The following is a 16,703-nucleotide window of genomic DNA, read 5'->3' on the forward strand; positions in this document are numbered from 1 at the left end:
AGGAAGCCTTAAGGCAGCATGCCCGCGTGGGACAAGCCGAGCTTCTCATCCAGGCCAAACAGGATGTTCATGTTCTGCACCGCTTGGCCCGACGCGCCCTTGACCAGGTTATCGATCACCGACAACACCACCACCAAGTCGCCATCCTGCGGACGGTGCACGGCAATACGGCACACGTTGGCGCCGCGTACGCTACGGGTCTCCGGGTGGCTGCCAGCAGGCATCACGTCGACGAACGGTTCGTTGGCATAACGTTTCTCGAACAGCGCCTGCAGGTCTACCGAACGGTCAACCACAGTGGCATACAGTGTGGAGTGAATGCCGCGAATCATCGGCGTCAGATGAGGCACGAAGGTCAGACCCACATCTTTACCCGCCGCACGACGCAAGCCCTGGCGGATTTCCGGCAAGTGACGGTGACCTTTCACCGCATAGGCCTTCATGCTTTCCGACGTCTCGGAGTACAGCGAACCGACCGCCGCACCGCGACCGGCGCCACTGACGCCTGACTTGCAATCCGCGATCAAACGCGAAGCATCCGCCAGCCCGGCTTCCAGCAAAGGCAGGAAACCCAGTTGAGTAGCAGTCGGGTAGCAACCCGGCACCGCAATCAGGCGCGCTTGCTTGATCTGCTCACGATTGACCTCCGGCAGGCCGTACACCGCCTCTTCCAACAGTTCCGGGGCGCCGTGTGGCTGGCCGTACCACTTGGCCCACTCGTCGGCGTCCTGCAGACGGAAGTCTGCCGACAGATCGATCACTTTGGTGCCCGCCGCCAGCAGTTCACCGGCCAATGCGTGGGCAACGCCGTGCGGGGTGGCGAAGAACACCACGTCGCAGGCGCCCAAGGTCTTGATGTCCGGAACGCTGAACGCCAGGCCGTCGTAGTGGCCTCGCAGGTTCGGGTACATATCGGCCACGGCCAGCCCGGCCTCGGATCGGGAAGTGATGACCACCACCTCAGCTTGCGGATGCTGTGCCAACAGACGCAGCAATTCGACACCGGTGTAACCCGTGCCGCCGACGATACCGACCTTGACCATAAACCTGCCCTCAACGAACCCACTGGAAAGCCGTCGATAATAGGGGCCGTATCGTCCTGCGACAACCGTCAACGTGACGTACGGGCGCATGAGCCACTACTATCTCGGCTACCGTGAACCTGGGAATAACTAAAAATGCTTTATCTATGGGTCAAAGCCTTTCATATCGTCAGCATTGTCTGCTGGTTTGCCGGGCTGTTTTACCTGCCGCGCCTGTTCGTTTACCACGCGCAGAGCGATGACACTGTCAGCAAGGAACGTTTCAGCGTCATGGAGCGCAAGCTGTACCGCGGCATCATGGGGCCGGCAATGGTTGCCGCGCTGATCTTCGGCGGTTGGCTGATCTACCTGAACCCGAGCATCTTTCACTCGGGCGGTTGGATTCACGCCAAGCTGACGCTGGTCGTACTGCTTATTGGCTACCACCACATGTGCGGCGCACAGGTAAAACGTTTTGCGCGTGGCGAAAATACCCGCAGCCATGTCTTTTATCGCTGGTTCAATGAAGTGCCCGTTCTGATATTGCTGGCTATCGTAATTTTGGTCGTGGTCAAACCGTTCTAATTTCAATTACTCGGGGTACCTCCAATGTCATTGCCCGCTCTGCTTGAACAACGTCTGCGCCTGCCCGTCGTGGCGGCGCCGATGTTCCTGATTTCCAACCCGCAACTGGTCTTGGCGTGCTGCCGCAATGGGGTGGTCGGAAGTTTCCCGGCGCTCAACCAACGCGAAAGCAGTGGGTTCAAGGCCTGGCTGGAGGAAATTGAAGCGGGCCTGGCACAGTTGGACAATCCCGCGCCTTACGCCGTCAACCTGATCGTGCACAACAGCAACCCACGGCTCGAGGCGGACCTGGCGATCTGCGTCGAACACAAAGTTCCGATCGTCATCACCAGCCTGGGCGCCGTGAAGGAGTTGGTAGACGCCGTACACAGCTACGGTGGCCTGGTGTTCCATGACGTCACCACCCGACGTCATGCCGAGAAGGCGGCCGAAGCCGGCGTAGATGGCCTGATCGCCGTGGCGGCCGGCGCGGGTGGCCACGCTGGCACCTGGAGTCCGTTCTCGCTGATTGCCGAAATTCGCCAGTTCTTCGACAAAACCTTGCTGCTGGCCGGCTGCCTCAACCACGGGCACGAGATTCTCGCCGCCCAGTTGCTCGGCGCAGACCTGGCCTACTTCGGCACACGTTTTATCGGCACCACCGAAAGCCACGCCCCGGATGCTTATAAAGAGATGCTGCTCACATCGCGCGCAGCCGACATCGTGCACACTCCCGCTGTCTCCGGCGTGCCCGCCAGCTTTATGCGCCAGAGCCTGGAAAATGCCGGTTTCGACCTCGCCGCCTTGCAAGGCAAAGGCGAAGTCAACTTCGGTTCCAAACTCAAGCCGTTGAGCGACGAGGCCAAGGCATGGAAGACTGTCTGGTCAGCCGGCCAAGGTGTCGGTGAGATTGATGATTTGCCCAGCGTCGATGAACTGGTTGCCCGTCTGGATGCCGAATACCGCAAGGCCCGCGAACAGGCAGCTCAATTGCGCTGGCCGCGCTGACCCACTGCAAGGCCTGCTGCTTGAGCCGGCCTGCACCACCTCCCTGAATAAAGTGACAAGGAAGCCCGCATGAGCGACAACCGTTTCAAGATTGTGTTTGATGGAGCCCTGCTCCCGGGTGTCGAAAGCACCACGGCCAAGCTGAACCTGGCTGAGCTGTTCAAGAGCGACGTCGAAGCCATCGAGAAGCTCTTCACCGGTCGCCCTGTCGCGCTCAAACGTGACCTGTCGCGCCCGGATGCGGAAACCTACCTCACCGCACTGAAAAACGCCGGGGTCGATGCGCGCATTGAGCCCGAACAGCCCGTGGCCTTCAGCCTGGCCGAAACTCACGAGACAGACTCTGGCAGTTTCTCGCGCCCTGCGGCCTCACCGTATGCACCGCCGCGCTCCGCCGTGGGTGATGACCTGCCGGAGTACGCCACCCTCAAGGTGTTCACTATCCACGGGCGCATCGGCCGTCTGCGTTATCTCGCCTGGACCCTGGTGTTGACCCTGACGCTGCTGGTTGCCGGCGGCATCATCAGCACCGTCAGCTTTGCCGTTGCCACCGCTTCCCCGACCGCAGGCACTATCCTCGGCGTATTGCTGGGCCTCGCGCTGTTTGTTGCTCTGGTTTGGGTCAGTGTACAAATCGGCGTGCAACGCCTGCACGACCTGGGTTGGTCGGGCTGGCTGTACTTCCTCAACCTGGTTCCGCTGGTGAACAGCGTTTTCCCGATCCTGCTGCTGGTATTGCCGGGCAATGCAGGCGCCAACCAGTACGGCGCGCCACCACCACGCAACTCCACGGCGGTAAAAGTCCTGGCCACCCTGTGGCTGGCGTTTATCCCGGTCATGCTTGCCATCGTGGTGACCCTGGGCATGAACGGTTACCTGAACCAGCTCGAAGCCAACATGGACAGCAGCTACGAAAGCAGCTCCATTACCTCCGATGAAGATGCCGACCAAGCCACTACCGTCGAAGAAGACGAAGCGCAGAGTGCTGACGAAGCGGGCGAACCTGTAGACTCTCCAGAACAGTGAAGAAACGCCCCCGGCCTGTGATGCCTTTGTCACAGGCGCGGCGGCGTTGCGATGGAGAAAGGCATGACCCGTTACGCTCTGATCACCGGCGCCTCCAGCGGCATTGGCCTGGCCATGGCCGAAGCCCTGGCCCGTCGCGGCCGCAGCTTGATTCTGGTGGCCCGCCAGCGTGATCAGTTGGAAAGCATTGCAATCGAATTGACCCAACGGTTTGGTGTCGAGGTGCTGTTCCGAGCCTGCGACCTGGGCGAGCCGTTGCGCTTGTCCGGGTTCCTGCTGGAGCTTGAAGAAGGCGAGCGGCAGATCGACCTGCTGGTGAACTGCGCCGGCATCGGCACCAGCGGGCCATTCCTGGCCCAGGACTGGATGACCGAACAAGACCTCATGGAGGTCAACATCCTCGCCCTGACCCGTATGTGCCACGCACTCGGTAACACCATGGCGCTGCACGGCGGCGGGCAGATTCTCAATGTGGCGTCCATCGCGGCGTTCCAGCCCGGCCCGTGGATGAGCACTTATTACGCCAGCAAGGCCTATGTACTGCATTTCTCCGAAGGCCTGCGCGAAGAACTGAAAACCTGCGGCATCAAGGTCTCGGTGCTGTGCCCCGGGCCTACGCGCACCGCGTTCTTCGGGACTGCGCAAATGGACACCGCCAAGCTCGATCGCAGCCAGCAACTGATGAGCCCCGAAGAAGTGGCGCTCTATACCGTGCGGGCCCTGGAAAAGAACAAAGCCATCATCATTCCCGGCCGTCGCAACCGCTGGATCGCCTTCAGCCCGCGTTTCAGCCCACGCTGGCTGACCCGCAAGATTGCCGGCGCCATCAACAAGGCCTATTGCCCACGTTGATTGGCTGAGTACACTCACCCTGCACATTCATAATGGAGAAACAGCTGTGGATACTCTGTTCACCAAGATCATCAACAGAGAAATACCCGCGGATATCATCTACGAAGATGATCAAGTCCTGGCGTTCAAGGACATCCATCCGGCGGCACCTGTGCATTTCCTGGTCATTCCCAAGAAACACATCCCGACCCTCAATGACCTGACTGAAGAAGATAAAGTCCTGGCCGGTCATATCCTGTTCACCGCCCAGCGCCTGGCCGTGGAACAAGGCTGTGAAGAAGGTTTCCGGGTAGTGATGAACTGCAACCCGAAAGGTGGGCAGACCGTCTATCACATCCATATGCATGTGCTGGGTCAGCGCCAGATGAACTGGCCGCCGGGCTGATCAGCCCTTCAGCAAAGGTCGCGGCCCCAGGCTGCGACCCCATGCCCTTGACGCAGCGCAAACGCTTCCCCCTCTCTTGCGGTAAACTGGCCGCCGAGATTCTTCCCGGAGGTCAGCATGACTACCCAACGTCACTACTCGCCGATTGACCGTCTGTTGCTGCAAGCCGACACGGCCATGCGCACGCTGCTGCCATTCAGCGGCCAACCGTATCGCCCCTCGCCCGCCATTGTGCAACCCGACGCACAGATGAGCGAGAGCGAGACCCGCCACGTTGCCGGCCTGATGCGTATCAATCATACCGGCGAAGTCTGCGCCCAGGCGCTGTACCAGGGCCAGGCCCTGACCGCCAAGCTGCCGCAGGTCCGTGCCGCCATGGAACATGCCGCAGAAGAAGAAATCGACCACTTGGCCTGGTGCGAGCAGCGCATTCGCCAACTGGGCAGTCACCCGAGCGTGCTGAACCCGCTGTTTTATGGCTTATCGTTCGGGATTGGCGCCGCTGCCGGCCTGATCAGCGACAAAGTCAGCCTGGGTTTTGTCGCCGCCACTGAGCACCAAGTGTGCAAACACTTGGATGAGCATCTGGAACAATTGCCAGCCGAGGACGAAAAGTCCCGCGCGATTCTTGAGCAGATGCGCATCGATGAAGAACACCACGCGGAAAGCGCGTTGGATGCGGGCGGTTTCCGGTTCCCGGCGCCGGTGCGGTTCGGCATGAGTCTCTTGGCCAAAGTCATGACCAAAAGCACCTACCGAATCTAAAGCTTCACCCTGTAGGAGCGATCTTGCTCGCGAAACCCCCAGGCGACTCGGACATTCTGGATGCCCGCGTAATCGTTGAAGTTTTTCGCGAGCAAGCTCGCTCCTACATTAGTCCTCGATCAATCAACCCAACTCGATGATTTCGTAATCATGGGTGATGGCCACACCGGCCGCGCCCAGCATGATCGACGCCGAACAATACTTCTCGGCTGACAGCTCGATAGCCCGTTTGACCTGGGCTTCTTTCAGCGCCCGGCCCTTCACTACGAAATGCATGTGGATCTTGGTGAATACCTTGGGGTCTTCAGTGGCACGCTCGGCTTCCAGGAAGGCTTCGCAGCTTTCCACGGCCTGGCGGGATTTCTTCAGGATGCTGACCACGTCGAAATTGCTGCAACCGCCTACGCCCAGCAGGAGCATTTCCATCGGGCGTACGCCCAGGTTACGGCCACCGGCTTCCGGCGGGCCGTCCATGACCACCACATGGCCACTGCCCGACTCACCGAGGAACATGGCTTCGCCCGCCCATTGGATGCGTGCCTTCATCGCCCAGACTCCACTGCTAAAAAAGGGTCGCCAGCTTAGCACAGGGCCCGCCTGCGTCAGCGTTTGCAACAAAAGCGATCAATAGCAGGCTTTGCGCGGAAAATTGGCTAATCGAGTCAGAATGTGTCTGTTAAGCTGACGCCAAATCGATGGCGTAATGCCACCCTTTATACAGCGCGTATCAGTGCCGATACCCGATGAATACAACAACTCAAACTATCTAGCGCAGTCTTTTCGGGATACAACCATGGTTGCCCTTACTCCCATACCCAAGATCAAGAATCTCGACAAACTGTTGATGCATTGCCAGCGCCGCCGCTACCCGGCCAAGCACAACATCATCTGCGCCGGCGAACGCTCCGAAACCCTGTTCTTCATCATCAAAGGCTCGGTCACCATCCTGATCGAGGATGAAGACGGCCGCGAAATGATCATCGCCTACCTGAACACCGGCGATTTTTTTGGGGAGTTAGGGCTGTTCGAACAAGCCGGCAAGGAACAGGAACGCAGCGCCTGGGTGCGCGCCAAGGTCGAATGCGAAGTGGCCGAGATCAGCTACGCCAAGTTCCGCGAGTTGTCCCAGCACGATCCTGACATTCTGTACGCCCTGAGCGGCCAGATTGCCCAGCGTCTGCGCGACACCACGCGCAAGGTCGGCGACCTGGCATTCTTTGACGTCACCGGCCGAGTAGCCCGCTGCCTGCTGGACCTGTGCAAGCAACCCGACGCCATGACGCACCCCGACGGCATGCAGATCAAGGTCACGCGCCAGGAAATCGGGCGCATTGTCGGCTGTTCGCGGGAGATGGTCGGTCGCGTGCTCAAGGACCTGGAAGAGCGCAACCTGGTGCACGTCAAAGGCAAGACGATGGTGGTGTTCGGTACCCGCTAGACCGGCAGGAAGCTGGCCAGCATTTGACGGTACAGGGCGTCCAGCCGGCTGAGCGCATTCGGTGCCGGAAAGGCTTCGTGCAGGGCAATATGGCTGTCGGCACGCACCCGCTGGTCGAGGCCGCAAGCTTCATTGAAGCGATTGACCGCCGCGATCAGCTCTTCGCGATCGTTCTCCAACAACAGCGCACCGTGCACCAAGCCCACCGGGCGACCACCACTTTGTCGCCAGCGCTGGGCGGTGCCGACCATTTTGCGGCCGTTGAGGTTGACGTTGTAGCGGCCGTCGCAAAACGCGCCGTCGATTTCACCGACGGACGCATCGCCTCCCAACTCGATCAGCAAATCGCAGATCGGTTGGCATAAACGCAAGTAACCCGTTTCGATACGATTCTGGTCGCCTTCACTGCGTGGCGGTGCGTAGACCAGGGCGATGTTGACCGTGGCACTCGACTGCGGCACCGGTTCTCCACCGGTTTCACGCAGCAATACCGGCCAACCGGCATCCGCGGAAACCTGGCTGGCGGTCTCAAATGCCGGCAAGCGGCTCAAACGACGCGGCATGACCAAGGCTTGGTCGTTGGGTTGCCAGAACAACAACCCATATTCCCGCTCACCCGCGCAAACAGCCGACAGCAGGTCTTGCTCGGCGGCAAGCCCTGCTTCGACGGTCATCGCCACCGGCTGAGTCATCATCAATCCAGGGTCGAACCGCTGACCGCCACGCCACGTTCCGGGAAGAACAGGCGCTGCAATTCAGCCCCCGGGCTCTCGGCACGCATGAAAGTTTCGCCCACCAGGAACGAATACACCCCACTGATCTCCATCAGCTCCACATCGGCACGGTTGACGATGCCACTCTCGGTAATCACCAAACGGTCGCGCGGAATGCGCGGCAGCAGGTCGAGGGTGTTTTCCAGGCTGACTTCAAAGGTGTGCAGGTTACGGTTGTTGACCCCTACCAGCGGTGTGTCGAGGGTTTTCAGGGCGCGTTCCAGTTCGTCACCGTCGTGCACTTCCACCAGCACATCCAGGCCAACGCTTTTGGCCACGGCCGCCAGTTCGGCCATCTTCACGTCATCCAGGGCGGAGACGATCAACAGCACACAGTCGGCGCCCAAAGCACGAGCTTCGACAATCTGATACGGGTCGACCATGAAATCCTTGCGGATCACCGGCAACTTGCACGCGGCGCGGGCCTGCTGCAGGAACAGGTCGGAACCCTGGAAGTAGTCGATATCGGTCAGTACGGACAGGCAGGTCGCACCGCCCTTCTCATAGCTCTTGGCGATCTCTTCAGGAATGAAGATCTCACGAATCACGCCCTTGCTCGGCGAAGCTTTTTTGATTTCAGCAATGACGGCGGGCTGCTTGAGCTTGGCCTGGGCAATCAGCGCATTGGCAAAGCCACGCGGCGCATCGGCGATCTTCGCCTGGGCTTCCAGCTCGTCCAGGCTCACGCGGGCACGGCGCTCAGCCACTTCTTCAGCCTTGCGGGCCAGGATCTTTTCCAGAACGGTCGGCACACTCATCCTTCATTCTCCATCTTGAATACCGCGGTGAATGCGCCCAGCTCTTCGAGCTTCTCGCGAGCCAGGCCGGTGTGCAGCGCATCGTGGGCCAAGGCGACACCTTCTTTAAGACTATAGGCGTGGTCCGCCGCATACAGCGCAGCACCCGCATTCAACACTATCATCTCGGCAGCTTTTTGACCGTTCTCGGTCTTGCGACGCCCCAGGGCATCGCGAATCAACTCCAGGGAGGCCGCCGGGTTTTCCACCGCCAGGCCATGCAGGCTCTGGCTCTTCATGCCCAGGTCTTCCGGCTCGACCCAATACTCGGTGACCTGGTCATTTTTCAGCTCTGCCACGAAAGTCGGTGCCGCCAGGCTGAATTCGTCCAGGCCGTCCTTGGAATGCACCACCAACACATGCTTGCTGCCCAGGCGTTGCAGTACTTCGGCCAATGGCCGGCACAGCGCCTGGCTGAACACACCCACCACCTGGTGTTTCACACCGGCCGGATTCGTAAGCGGGCCGAGCATGTTGAACAGGGTGCGCAGGCCGAGGTCCTTGCGCGGGCCAGCGGCGTGCTTCATCGCACCATGATGGGATTGGGCAAACATGAAGCCGATGCCGACGCTGTCGATGCAGCGCGCCACTTGTACCGGCGTCAGGTTCAGGTAGATCCCGGCCGCCTCCAGCAGGTCGGCGCTGCCGCTCTTGCCGGACACTGCGCGGTTACCATGCTTGGCCACGGTGCAACCCGCCGCCGCGACCACGAACGAAGAAGCCGTCGACACGTTGAAGATGTTCGCACCGTCACCGCCGGTGCCGACCACATCGACCACACCATCGAGGGTCTTGAGCTCGACCTTGTCCGCCAACTCGCGCATCACCGACACGGCGCCGACGATCTCGTCGATGCTCTCGCTCTTCATGCGCATGGCCATCATGAACGCGCCGATCTGCGCGTCGGTGCATTGACCGGTCATGATTTCGCGCATCACATCGCTCATTTCAGCGGTGCTCAGGTCCAGGTGGCCGACGATACGGCTCAGGGCAGTCTTGATATCCATGGAAAGTCCTTAGCGCGTGCCGCCGCTCTGCTTGAGAAAGTTGGCGAACAGCTCGTAGCCCTGCTCGGTCAGGATCGATTCGGGGTGAAATTGCACCCCTTCGATATTCAGTGTCTTGTGGCGCAGGCCCATGATCTCGTCGATCGAACCGTCTTCCAACTGGGTCCAGGCGGTCAGCTCCAGGCATTCCGGCAGGGTTTCGCGCTTGACCACCAGCGAGTGGTAGCGGGTCACGGTCACCGGCAGGTTGAGACCCTGAAACACGCCTGCATCTTTATGGAACACCGGGCTGGTCTTGCCGTGCATCACCTGGCGCGCGCGCACCACGTCACCGCCAAAGGCCTGGCCGATGGACTGGTGGCCCAGGCACACGCCCAGGATCGGCAACTTGCCGGCGAAATACTGGATCGCCTCCAGGGAGATGCCCGCCTCGGTCGGCGTACACGGGCCTGGCGAAACCACGATGCGCTCCGGGTTCAGGGCAGCAATCTCGGCCACGGTCAGCTCATCGTTGCGCACCACCTTGACCTCGGCACCCAGCTCGCCCAGGTACTGCACAACGTTGTAGGTAAAGGAGTCGTAGTTATCAATCATCAGCAACATGGGGAAAACCTCAGGAATTGGGGGTCTGTTCAGCCAGCGCAACGGCGCGGAACATCGCGCGGCGCTTGTTCAGGGTTTCTTCCCATTCGAGGGCCGGCACCGAGTCGGCGACGATTCCGCCACCGGCCTGCACGTGCAGTTCCCCGTCCTTGATCACGGCCGTGCGGATCGCAATGGCCGTGTCCATGTTGCCGTTCCAGGCGAAATAACCCACGGCGCCGCCGTAGACACCACGCTTGACCGGCTCCAGCTCGTCGATGATTTCCATCGCGCGGATCTTCGGCGCACCCGACAAGGTGCCCGCCGGCAGAATCGCGCGCAGTGCGTCCATCGCCGTCAGGCCGGCTTTCAGCTCGCCGGTGACGTTGGACACAATGTGCATCACATTCGAATAACGCTCGATCACCATCTTCTCGGTGAGCTTCACCGAGCCGATTTCCGAGACACGCCCGGTGTCGTTGCGGCCCAGGTCGATGAGCATCAGGTGCTCGGCGATTTCCTTGTCGTCGCTCAACAGGTCTTCTTCGAGCGCCAGGTCAGCCTCTTCGGTCGCACCACGCGGGCGGGTACCGGCAATCGGGCGCACGGTGATCAGGTTGTCTTCGACACGCACCAGCACTTCCGGCGAACTGCCCACCACGTGGAAGTCGCCAAAGTTGAAGAAATACATGTACGGCGTGGGGTTGAAGCAACGCAGCGCGCGGTACAGATCGATCGGCGCGGCCTTGAAGTCGATGGACATACGCTGCGACGGCACCACCTGCATGCAGTCACCGGCGAGGATGTATTCCTTGATGGTATCGACGGCGCGCTCGTAGTCATCCTGGGTAAAGCTTGAACGAAAGATCGGATCGGCCGCCGGCGGACGGCTGAGGTCCAGGCCGCGACGGGGGGTGATCGGCTGGCGCAGTTTTTCCAGCAGGGCTTCGAGGCTGACGCGGCCTTGTTCGAACGCGTCGGCCTGGGATGGGTCGGCGAGCACAATCGCGTGCATCTTGCCGGCGAGGTTGTCGAACACCACCACGGCATCGGAAACCATCAGCAGAATGTCCGGCACGCCCAGCGGATCCGGGTTCGGGCATTTGCCCAAGCGTTTTTCCACATAACGCACGCAGTCATAACCGAAGTAACCCACCAGGCCGCCGTTGAAACGCGGCAGGCCAGCAATGGTCGGCACGTTGTAGCGCGCCTTGAACGCTTCGACGAACGCCAGCGGGTCTTCTACGTCATGGCTTTCGATCTCGACGCCATCATGGGTAATGCTCACATGATGGTCGTGAACCCGCAGCACCGTACGGCACGGCAGGCCGATGATCGAGTAACGCCCCCACTTCTCGCCGCCCTGTACGGACTCGAGCAGGTAGGAATTGGGCTCGTCGGCCAGTTTCAGGTAGATCGACAGCGGCGTGTCGAAGTCGGCCAGGGTTTCGCAGGCCAGGGGGATGCGGTTATAGCCGGCAGCGGCCAAACGCAGGAATTCTTCGCGGGTCATGATATGCCTCGTGGCTTGAGGGTCTAACAGTCAGGTATGCAAACGCGCCGCAGAGTGCGGCCAGGATCAGTCAGGCGCGCCAACGCCAGCGGGCCAGGGCCTTGATGACTTTCATCCAGAGTTTGCGAGTGACCACCACGATGGAATTTCCAGAAGGGGACGGATCGGTATCGGGCAACGTTATCTCAGCGCCAGCTCCCAAGCAACCGGGGATTAACAGGCGCAGGTCATCAATGACCAATGAAGGCGACTCTTCGGCGATCGGCCGACCATGGTTATAGCCGTAACTGAGGGCCACGCACTGCACGCCCGCGGCCTTTGCCGCCAGCACATCACTGCGTGAATCGCCGACAAACAACGACTGCGAGGCCGGGATATTGGCCATTTTCATCACGAAAAACAGCGCCGCCGGGTCGGGTTTTTTCTGCGGTAGGGTATCGCCACCGATGATCCAGCGGAAATACCGGCCGATTTTCATCTGGTCCAACAATGGCGCAACGAAGCGCTCCGGCTTGTTGGTGATCAGGGCCATTTCCACGCCCTGCTTGCTCAGCCACTTGAGGGTGTCGCGCACGCCGGGGTAAACCACGGTCAGTTCATGGCCGTCTTCATAGGCGGCGTTGAACAGTTCCAGCGCATGCTCGGCCTCGACTTCATCGACACCTTCAGCATCAATGTTGTTGGCCAAGGCCCGGCGCACCAGCATCTGCACACCGTTACCGACCCATTCGCGCACCGACTCGATCCCGGCCGGCTTGCGCCCCAGCTTGAGCAGCATGTCGTCCACCGCCGCCGCCAGGTCGGGCACCGAGTCGATCAAAGTGCCGTCCAGATCGAACATCACCAGCCGTGGCAATTGGCCGGGGAACAGCTGCTCAAAGCCGCTCATGGACGCGCCAGCGCCAGCTCGGCACGCATCTTGTCGATGACTTCCTGGTAGTCCGGCGCGTTGAAGATCGCCGAGCCGGCCACAAAGGTGTCAGCGCCAGCGGCGGCGATTTCACGGATATTGTTGACGTTGACCCCACCGTCGATTTCCAGGCGGATATCGCGGCCGGAGGCATCGATCAGCGCACGGGCTTCACGCAGCTTGTTCAGCGTGCCGGGGATGAACTTCTGGCCGCCGAAGCCTGGGTTGACGCTCATCAACAGGATCATGTCGACCTTGTCCATCACGTACTCAAGCACGCTCAGCGGAGTGGCCGGGTTGAACACCAGGCCCGCCTTGCAACCGCCTTCGTGGATCAGTTGCAGGGTGCGGTCGACGTGCAGCGAGGCTTCCGGGTGGAAGGTGATGTAGGTGGCGCCGGCGTCGACGAAGTCGCCGATGATGCGGTCCACCGGGCTGACCATCAGGTGTGCATCGATCGGCGCAGTGATGCCGTACTTGCGCAGCGCGGCGCAGACCATCGGGCCGATGGTCAGGTTGGGCACGTAGTGGTTGTCCATGACGTCGAAGTGCACGAAGTCGGCACCGGCGGCCAATACCTTGTCCACTTCCTCACCCAGGCGGGCGAAGTCGGCGGAGAGAATCGATGGAGCAATAACGAAGGGCTGCATGACGCACCTTTTTGAGCTAAATCACGATGGCGCGCATTGTATACCTCATGCTTTGCCGCGCGCACCGTGACCTAACTCAACGGTTAGTAAGCGGCCCGGTAGATTTTCTCGATATCGGACGCGCTGAGCTTGCGCGGATTGTTGCGCATCAGCCGCTCAATCCCCGCTGCTTCAACGGCCATGGCGGGGATTGCATCTTCGGGAACCCCGAAACTGTGCAGCCCGGCCGGGATCTCGACCGCGGCACACAGTCGCGTCATCGCCTCAACGGCCTGGTCGGCGGCATCGTTGACACTCAAGCCGGTGATATTCACGCCCATGGCCTGGGCAATCTCCTGCATGCGCTCCACGCAGGCCAGCTTGTTCCAGTGCATCACATAGGGCAGCAACAGTGCATTGCTCACGCCATGGGCGATATTAAAACGCCCACCCAGTGGATACGCCAACGCGTGCACCGCGCCGACTCCGGCATTGCCGAACGCCATGCCGGCCATCAGGCTGGCGGTGGCCATGTCGTCGCGGGCCTGCAGGTTGGCCGGGTTGGCGTAGGCCTTGGGCAATGCACTGGCGATCAGCTTGATGGCGCCGATGGCCAAGGCGTCGGTGATCGGCGAGGCGTTCAGCGACAGGTAGGACTCGATGGCGTGCACCAGCGCGTCCACGCCACTGGCGGCGGTGACGCTGCGCGGACAGGTCAGGGTCATTTGCGGGCTGATCAGCGCGACGTCCGGCAACAGATAATCGCTGACAATGCCCTTTTTCAGTTGCGCGGCCTTGTCGGAGAGAATCGCCACATTGGTCACCTCCGAGCCGGTGCCGGCGGTGGTGGGGATAGCGATCAGCGGCGGGCCCTTGCGTGGCACCTGGTCGACGCCGAACAAATCCGCCAGCGCGCCGTGGTAGCCGGCATACGCCGCAACACTTTTCGCAATGTCGATGGCGCTGCCGCCACCCACACCGATCAGGCCGTCGTGCCCGCCCTCGCGGTAGACGCGCATGCAGTCTTCGACGATGGCAATTTCCGGGTCGGGCATGACGCGGTCGAAAATCTCGTAGGTGCGTTCTCCCAAATGCTCAAGTGCCAGCGCGACAGTGCCGGACTTGACCAGTGCCGCGTCGGTGACGATCAGCGGGTTGTCCACATCCAGACGGGTGAGCTCAGCGGCGAGTTGTTCGATGGCGCCAGCGCCGGTCAGCAGTTTGTGGGCGATCTTGAATGAGGAAGTACTCATGTGCGCGGCCTCTTATTCGGAAATGGGCTGGCACAAGAGTAGCTCCCTATGGCGTGTTGTCAGCCATTCATCGGGCGAATGGTCGTTACACCTGCGCGGTACGCAATTTCTCGCTACGGCCGCGCAGCCATTCCAGGGTCAGCAACAGCAACACCGAGAACGCAATCAGCAGGGTTGCCGCGGCCGCAATCGTCGGGCTGAGGTTTTCGCGGATGCCGCTGAACATCTGGCGTGGCAGGGTCGCTTGTTCGGGGCCGGCGAGAAACAGCGTAACTACCACCTCATCAAACGAAGTGGAGAAAGCAAACAGCGCCCCGGAAATCACTCCCGGCGCGATCAACGGCAAGGTCACCCGACGGAACGCAGTCAATGGCGAAGCCCCCAGGCTGGCCGCCGCCCGCACCAGATTGTGATTGAAGCCCTGCAATGTGGCCGACACGGTGATGATGACAAACGGCACACCCAGCACCGCATGCACCACGATCAGCGAGAAAAAGCTATTGCCCAGCCCCAGCGGTGCAAAGAACAGATAACTCGCCACGCCAATGATCACCACCGGCACCACCATCGGTGAAATCACCAACGCCATGACCAACGGCTTGCCGGGGAAATTCCCACGGGTCAGGCCGATGGCCGCCAGGGTGCCGAATACCATCGCCAGCACCGTGGCCGCAGGGGCAACGATAATGCTGTTCTTCAGCGCCCGCATCCACTCGGCGGAGGCAAAGAAGTCTTGATACCAATGCAGCGAAAAGCCTTGCAGCGGGTACACCAGGAAACTGCCGCTGTTGAACGACAGCGGGATGATCACCAGCACCGGCAGAATCAAAAACAACAGGATCAAGCCGCAGAGGATCCGCAAGCTGTAGAACCACACCCGCTCAACGGGCGACATATAAGGGCTCAGCATCACAAGGTCTCCTCAGCTCAGGCGCAGGCGGCTGGCGCCTACCAGGCGGTTATAAATCAGGTACAGCACCACCGTGGCCAGCAGCAGCAAGCCGCCCAACGCCGTGGCCATGCCCCAGTTGATGCTGGTGTTGGTGTAGAACGCCACGAAGTAGCTGACCATCTGGTCGTTCGGGCTACCCAGCAGTGCTGGGGTGATGTAGTAACCAATCGCCAGGATGAACACCAACAGGCAGCCAGCACCGACACCGGCGTAGGTCTGTGGGAAATACACGCGCCAGAAGCTGGTGAATGGGTGGCAGCCCAGGGAAATCGCCGCGCGCATGTAGGTGGGCGAGATGCCCTTCATCACGCTGTAGATCGGCAGGATCATGAACGGCAACAAGATGTGCACCATGGAGATGTAGACGCCGGTGCGGTTGAACACCAGCTCCAGCGGCTTATCGATCAGGCCCATGCCCATCAGTGCGCTGTTGATCAGGCCGCCGGATTGCAGCAGCACGATCCACGCGGCGACTCGTACCAGGATCGAGGTCCAGAACGGCAGCAACACCAGGATCATCAGCAGATTGCTTTTACGTGCTGGCAGGTTGGCCAGCAGGTAGGCCAGCGGATAGGCAAGCAGTAGGCAGACCGCCGTGATCACCAGGCCCATCCAGAAGGTGCGGGCGAAAATATCCAGATAGATCGCCTGGTCCGGCGTGGCCGGCGCCACTTCACCGAGGTCATCGATGCGGTGATCGACGGCCGCCAGCAGATAGAACGGGGTAAGACTGCTGGTATTGCGCCGGATCGCCTGCCAGTACGCCGGGTCACCCCAGCGTTCATCAAGGCTTTCCAGCGCTTCTTTATAGGAGGCAGGTACGTCACTGAACGGCAGCGCCCGCGCGGTTTTGGTCAGCAGGCTGCGATAGCCGGCCAGTTCCATGTTCAAGCGCTTGGACAGATCACCCAAGGTCTGGTTTTGACGAGCTTCGCCCAAGTCTTCACTGAGGGCCTGGTACACCGGTTCGCCCGGCAAGCCCCGGCCGTCCCAGGCCGTCACTGCCACCACGGTACGCGGCAAACCGCCCACCACTTCCGGGTTGCCGACGCTTTTGAACAGCAGCGCAACGATCGGCACCAGGAACACCAGCAGCAGGAACAGCACCAGCGGCGCAATCAACGCCTGGGCCTTCCAGCGATTAAGCCGCTCGGCACGCGCCAGGCGCTGCTTGAGGGTGGGGCTGTTGACCTCGTTCGAGGGAACGGCGATGGCCATGGCAAACTC

General features: G+C 60.8%; 19 protein-coding genes. 7 read left to right on the top strand and 12 right to left on the bottom strand.

All coding sequences use genetic code 11. The annotated features are described in order from the left end of the window. Positions 1 to 8: 8 nt before the first annotated feature. On the bottom strand, positions 9 to 1,043 hold the full coding sequence (argC, locus tag CI807_RS03240) for an N-acetyl-gamma-glutamyl-phosphate reductase (protein ID WP_010206935.1): 1,035 nt from the start codon (positions 1,041 to 1,043) through the stop codon (positions 9 to 11). A gap of 135 nt (positions 1,044 to 1,178) precedes the next feature. On the opposite strand from argC, the gene hemJ reads away from it, so the two are divergent. The 6 genes from hemJ (at position 1,179) to coq7 (ending at position 5,622) form a co-directional block, all read left to right on the top strand. Continuing rightward, on the top strand, positions 1,179 to 1,607 hold the full coding sequence (gene hemJ / locus CI807_RS03245) for a protoporphyrinogen oxidase HemJ (protein ID WP_028618141.1): 429 nt from the start codon (positions 1,179 to 1,181) through the stop codon (positions 1,605 to 1,607). Positions 1,608 to 1,631: 24 nt separating this feature from the next. Next, on the top strand, positions 1,632 to 2,594 hold the full coding sequence (locus CI807_RS03250) for a nitronate monooxygenase family protein (protein ID WP_025857066.1): 963 nt from the start codon (positions 1,632 to 1,634) through the stop codon (positions 2,592 to 2,594). A gap of 69 nt (positions 2,595 to 2,663) precedes the next feature. After that, positions 2,664 to 3,620, top strand: coding sequence for a DUF805 domain-containing protein (locus tag CI807_RS03255; protein ID WP_095013706.1), 957 nt, complete (start codon positions 2,664 to 2,666; stop codon positions 3,618 to 3,620). Between the two features lie 63 nt (positions 3,621 to 3,683). Next, positions 3,684 to 4,472 (top strand): SDR family oxidoreductase, encoded by a 789-nt coding sequence (locus tag CI807_RS03260; RefSeq protein WP_016977897.1) that lies wholly within the window; start codon positions 3,684 to 3,686, stop codon positions 4,470 to 4,472. Between the two features lie 46 nt (positions 4,473 to 4,518). Continuing rightward, a complete protein-coding gene (locus CI807_RS03265; RefSeq protein ID WP_095013707.1) occupies positions 4,519 to 4,857 on the top strand; it encodes a histidine triad nucleotide-binding protein in 339 nt (112 codons plus the stop codon). Positions 4,858 to 4,974: 117 nt separating this feature from the next. Next, a complete protein-coding gene (gene coq7, locus CI807_RS03270) occupies positions 4,975 to 5,622 on the top strand; it encodes a 2-polyprenyl-3-methyl-6-methoxy-1,4-benzoquinone monooxygenase (RefSeq protein ID WP_095013708.1) in 648 nt (215 codons plus the stop codon). A gap of 123 nt (positions 5,623 to 5,745) precedes the next feature. On the opposite strand, the gene CI807_RS03275 is transcribed toward coq7, so the two are convergent. After that, positions 5,746 to 6,168: an OsmC family protein gene (locus CI807_RS03275; protein ID WP_005792019.1), complete on the bottom strand. Its 423-nt coding sequence runs from the start codon at positions 6,166 to 6,168 to the stop codon at positions 5,746 to 5,748. 247 nt (positions 6,169 to 6,415) lie between these two features. Here CI807_RS03275 and crp point away from each other — a divergent pair, with 247 nt between their 5' ends. Further along, positions 6,416 to 7,060 carry a cAMP-activated global transcriptional regulator CRP gene (gene crp, locus CI807_RS03280; RefSeq protein ID WP_033898139.1) on the top strand — a complete coding sequence of 215 codons (645 nt, stop codon included), beginning with the start codon at positions 6,416 to 6,418 and terminating at the stop codon, positions 7,058 to 7,060. Here the strand turns inward: crp and CI807_RS03285 are convergent. The 10 genes from CI807_RS03285 to CI807_RS03330 all read right to left on the bottom strand — a co-directional run bounded on the left by CI807_RS03285 (position 7,057) and on the right by CI807_RS03330 (position 16,694). After that, positions 7,057 to 7,752 carry a lipoate--protein ligase family protein gene (locus CI807_RS03285; RefSeq protein ID WP_095013709.1) on the bottom strand — a complete coding sequence of 232 codons (696 nt, stop codon included), beginning with the start codon at positions 7,750 to 7,752 and terminating at the stop codon, positions 7,057 to 7,059. The two genes, crp and CI807_RS03285, sit on opposite strands and share 4 nt — an antisense overlap. Before the next feature lie 2 nt (positions 7,753 to 7,754). Next, positions 7,755 to 8,591 carry an indole-3-glycerol phosphate synthase TrpC gene (gene trpC, locus CI807_RS03290; RefSeq protein ID WP_095013710.1) on the bottom strand — a complete coding sequence of 279 codons (837 nt, stop codon included), beginning with the start codon at positions 8,589 to 8,591 and terminating at the stop codon, positions 7,755 to 7,757. Further along, positions 8,588 to 9,637, bottom strand: coding sequence for an anthranilate phosphoribosyltransferase (gene trpD, locus CI807_RS03295; RefSeq protein WP_095013711.1), 1,050 nt, complete (start codon positions 9,635 to 9,637; stop codon positions 8,588 to 8,590). The genes trpC and trpD overlap by 4 nt, the downstream gene beginning before the upstream one ends. A gap of 9 nt (positions 9,638 to 9,646) precedes the next feature. Beyond that, on the bottom strand, positions 9,647 to 10,240 hold the full coding sequence (locus CI807_RS03300) for an aminodeoxychorismate/anthranilate synthase component II (protein WP_095013712.1): 594 nt from the start codon (positions 10,238 to 10,240) through the stop codon (positions 9,647 to 9,649). A gap of 10 nt (positions 10,241 to 10,250) precedes the next feature. Continuing rightward, positions 10,251 to 11,732 (bottom strand): anthranilate synthase component I, encoded by a 1,482-nt coding sequence (gene trpE, locus CI807_RS03305; RefSeq protein ID WP_095013713.1) that lies wholly within the window; start codon positions 11,730 to 11,732, stop codon positions 10,251 to 10,253. A 70-nt stretch (positions 11,733 to 11,802) separates the two neighbouring features. Next, on the bottom strand, positions 11,803 to 12,621 hold the full coding sequence (locus tag CI807_RS03310; protein ID WP_095013714.1) for a phosphoglycolate phosphatase: 819 nt from the start codon (positions 12,619 to 12,621) through the stop codon (positions 11,803 to 11,805). Then, a complete protein-coding gene (gene rpe, locus CI807_RS03315) occupies positions 12,618 to 13,292 on the bottom strand; it encodes a ribulose-phosphate 3-epimerase (protein ID WP_028618149.1) in 675 nt (224 codons plus the stop codon). Before rpe ends, CI807_RS03310 begins: the two co-directional genes overlap by 4 nt. 83 nt (positions 13,293 to 13,375) lie before the next feature. Further along, positions 13,376 to 14,524: an iron-containing alcohol dehydrogenase gene (locus tag CI807_RS03320; protein ID WP_095013715.1), complete on the bottom strand. Its 1,149-nt coding sequence runs from the start codon at positions 14,522 to 14,524 to the stop codon at positions 13,376 to 13,378. Positions 14,525 to 14,609: 85 nt separating this feature from the next. After that, positions 14,610 to 15,434, bottom strand: a complete 825-nt coding sequence (locus tag CI807_RS03325; RefSeq protein WP_095013716.1) for an ABC transporter permease — start codon at positions 15,432 to 15,434, stop codon at positions 14,610 to 14,612. Between the two features lie 12 nt (positions 15,435 to 15,446). Beyond that, positions 15,447 to 16,694 carry an ABC transporter permease gene (locus tag CI807_RS03330; RefSeq protein WP_095013717.1) on the bottom strand — a complete coding sequence of 416 codons (1,248 nt, stop codon included), beginning with the start codon at positions 16,692 to 16,694 and terminating at the stop codon, positions 15,447 to 15,449. Positions 16,695 to 16,703: the final 9 nt, after the last annotated feature.

Origin of the sequence: Pseudomonas sp. NS1(2017), from assembly GCF_002269425.1 — a bacterium.
In the GTDB taxonomy this organism is placed as follows: domain Bacteria; phylum Pseudomonadota; class Gammaproteobacteria; order Pseudomonadales; family Pseudomonadaceae; genus Aquipseudomonas; species Aquipseudomonas reactans.

Coding starts and splice junctions, on each gene's coding strand:
- CI807_RS03255 (WP_095013706.1), top strand. CDS start 2,664: ATGAGCGACAACCGTTTCAAGATTGTGTTTGATGGAGCCCTGCTCCCG.
- trpD (WP_095013711.1), bottom strand. CDS start 9,637: ATGGATATCAAGACTGCCCTGAGCCGTATCGTCGGCCACCTGGACCTG.
- hemJ (WP_028618141.1), top strand. CDS start 1,179: ATGCTTTATCTATGGGTCAAAGCCTTTCATATCGTCAGCATTGTCTGC.
- CI807_RS03275 (WP_005792019.1), bottom strand. CDS start 6,168: ATGAAGGCACGCATCCAATGGGCGGGCGAAGCCATGTTCCTCGGTGAG.
- CI807_RS03320 (WP_095013715.1), bottom strand. CDS start 14,524: ATGAGTACTTCCTCATTCAAGATCGCCCACAAACTGCTGACCGGCGCT.
- CI807_RS03260 (WP_016977897.1), top strand. CDS start 3,684: ATGACCCGTTACGCTCTGATCACCGGCGCCTCCAGCGGCATTGGCCTG.
- CI807_RS03300 (WP_095013712.1), bottom strand. CDS start 10,240: ATGTTGCTGATGATTGATAACTACGACTCCTTTACCTACAACGTTGTG.
- crp (WP_033898139.1), top strand. CDS start 6,416: ATGGTTGCCCTTACTCCCATACCCAAGATCAAGAATCTCGACAAACTG.
- coq7 (WP_095013708.1), top strand. CDS start 4,975: ATGACTACCCAACGTCACTACTCGCCGATTGACCGTCTGTTGCTGCAA.
- rpe (WP_028618149.1), bottom strand. CDS start 13,292: ATGCAGCCCTTCGTTATTGCTCCATCGATTCTCTCCGCCGACTTCGCC.
- trpC (WP_095013710.1), bottom strand. CDS start 8,591: ATGAGTGTGCCGACCGTTCTGGAAAAGATCCTGGCCCGCAAGGCTGAA.
- CI807_RS03250 (WP_025857066.1), top strand. CDS start 1,632: ATGTCATTGCCCGCTCTGCTTGAACAACGTCTGCGCCTGCCCGTCGTG.
- CI807_RS03285 (WP_095013709.1), bottom strand. CDS start 7,752: ATGACTCAGCCGGTGGCGATGACCGTCGAAGCAGGGCTTGCCGCCGAG.
- argC (WP_010206935.1), bottom strand. CDS start 1,043: ATGGTCAAGGTCGGTATCGTCGGCGGCACGGGTTACACCGGTGTCGAA.
- CI807_RS03310 (WP_095013714.1), bottom strand. CDS start 12,621: ATGAGCGGCTTTGAGCAGCTGTTCCCCGGCCAATTGCCACGGCTGGTG.
- CI807_RS03325 (WP_095013716.1), bottom strand. CDS start 15,434: ATGCTGAGCCCTTATATGTCGCCCGTTGAGCGGGTGTGGTTCTACAGC.
- trpE (WP_095013713.1), bottom strand. CDS start 11,732: ATGACCCGCGAAGAATTCCTGCGTTTGGCCGCTGCCGGCTATAACCGC.
- CI807_RS03330 (WP_095013717.1), bottom strand. CDS start 16,694: ATGGCCATCGCCGTTCCCTCGAACGAGGTCAACAGCCCCACCCTCAAG.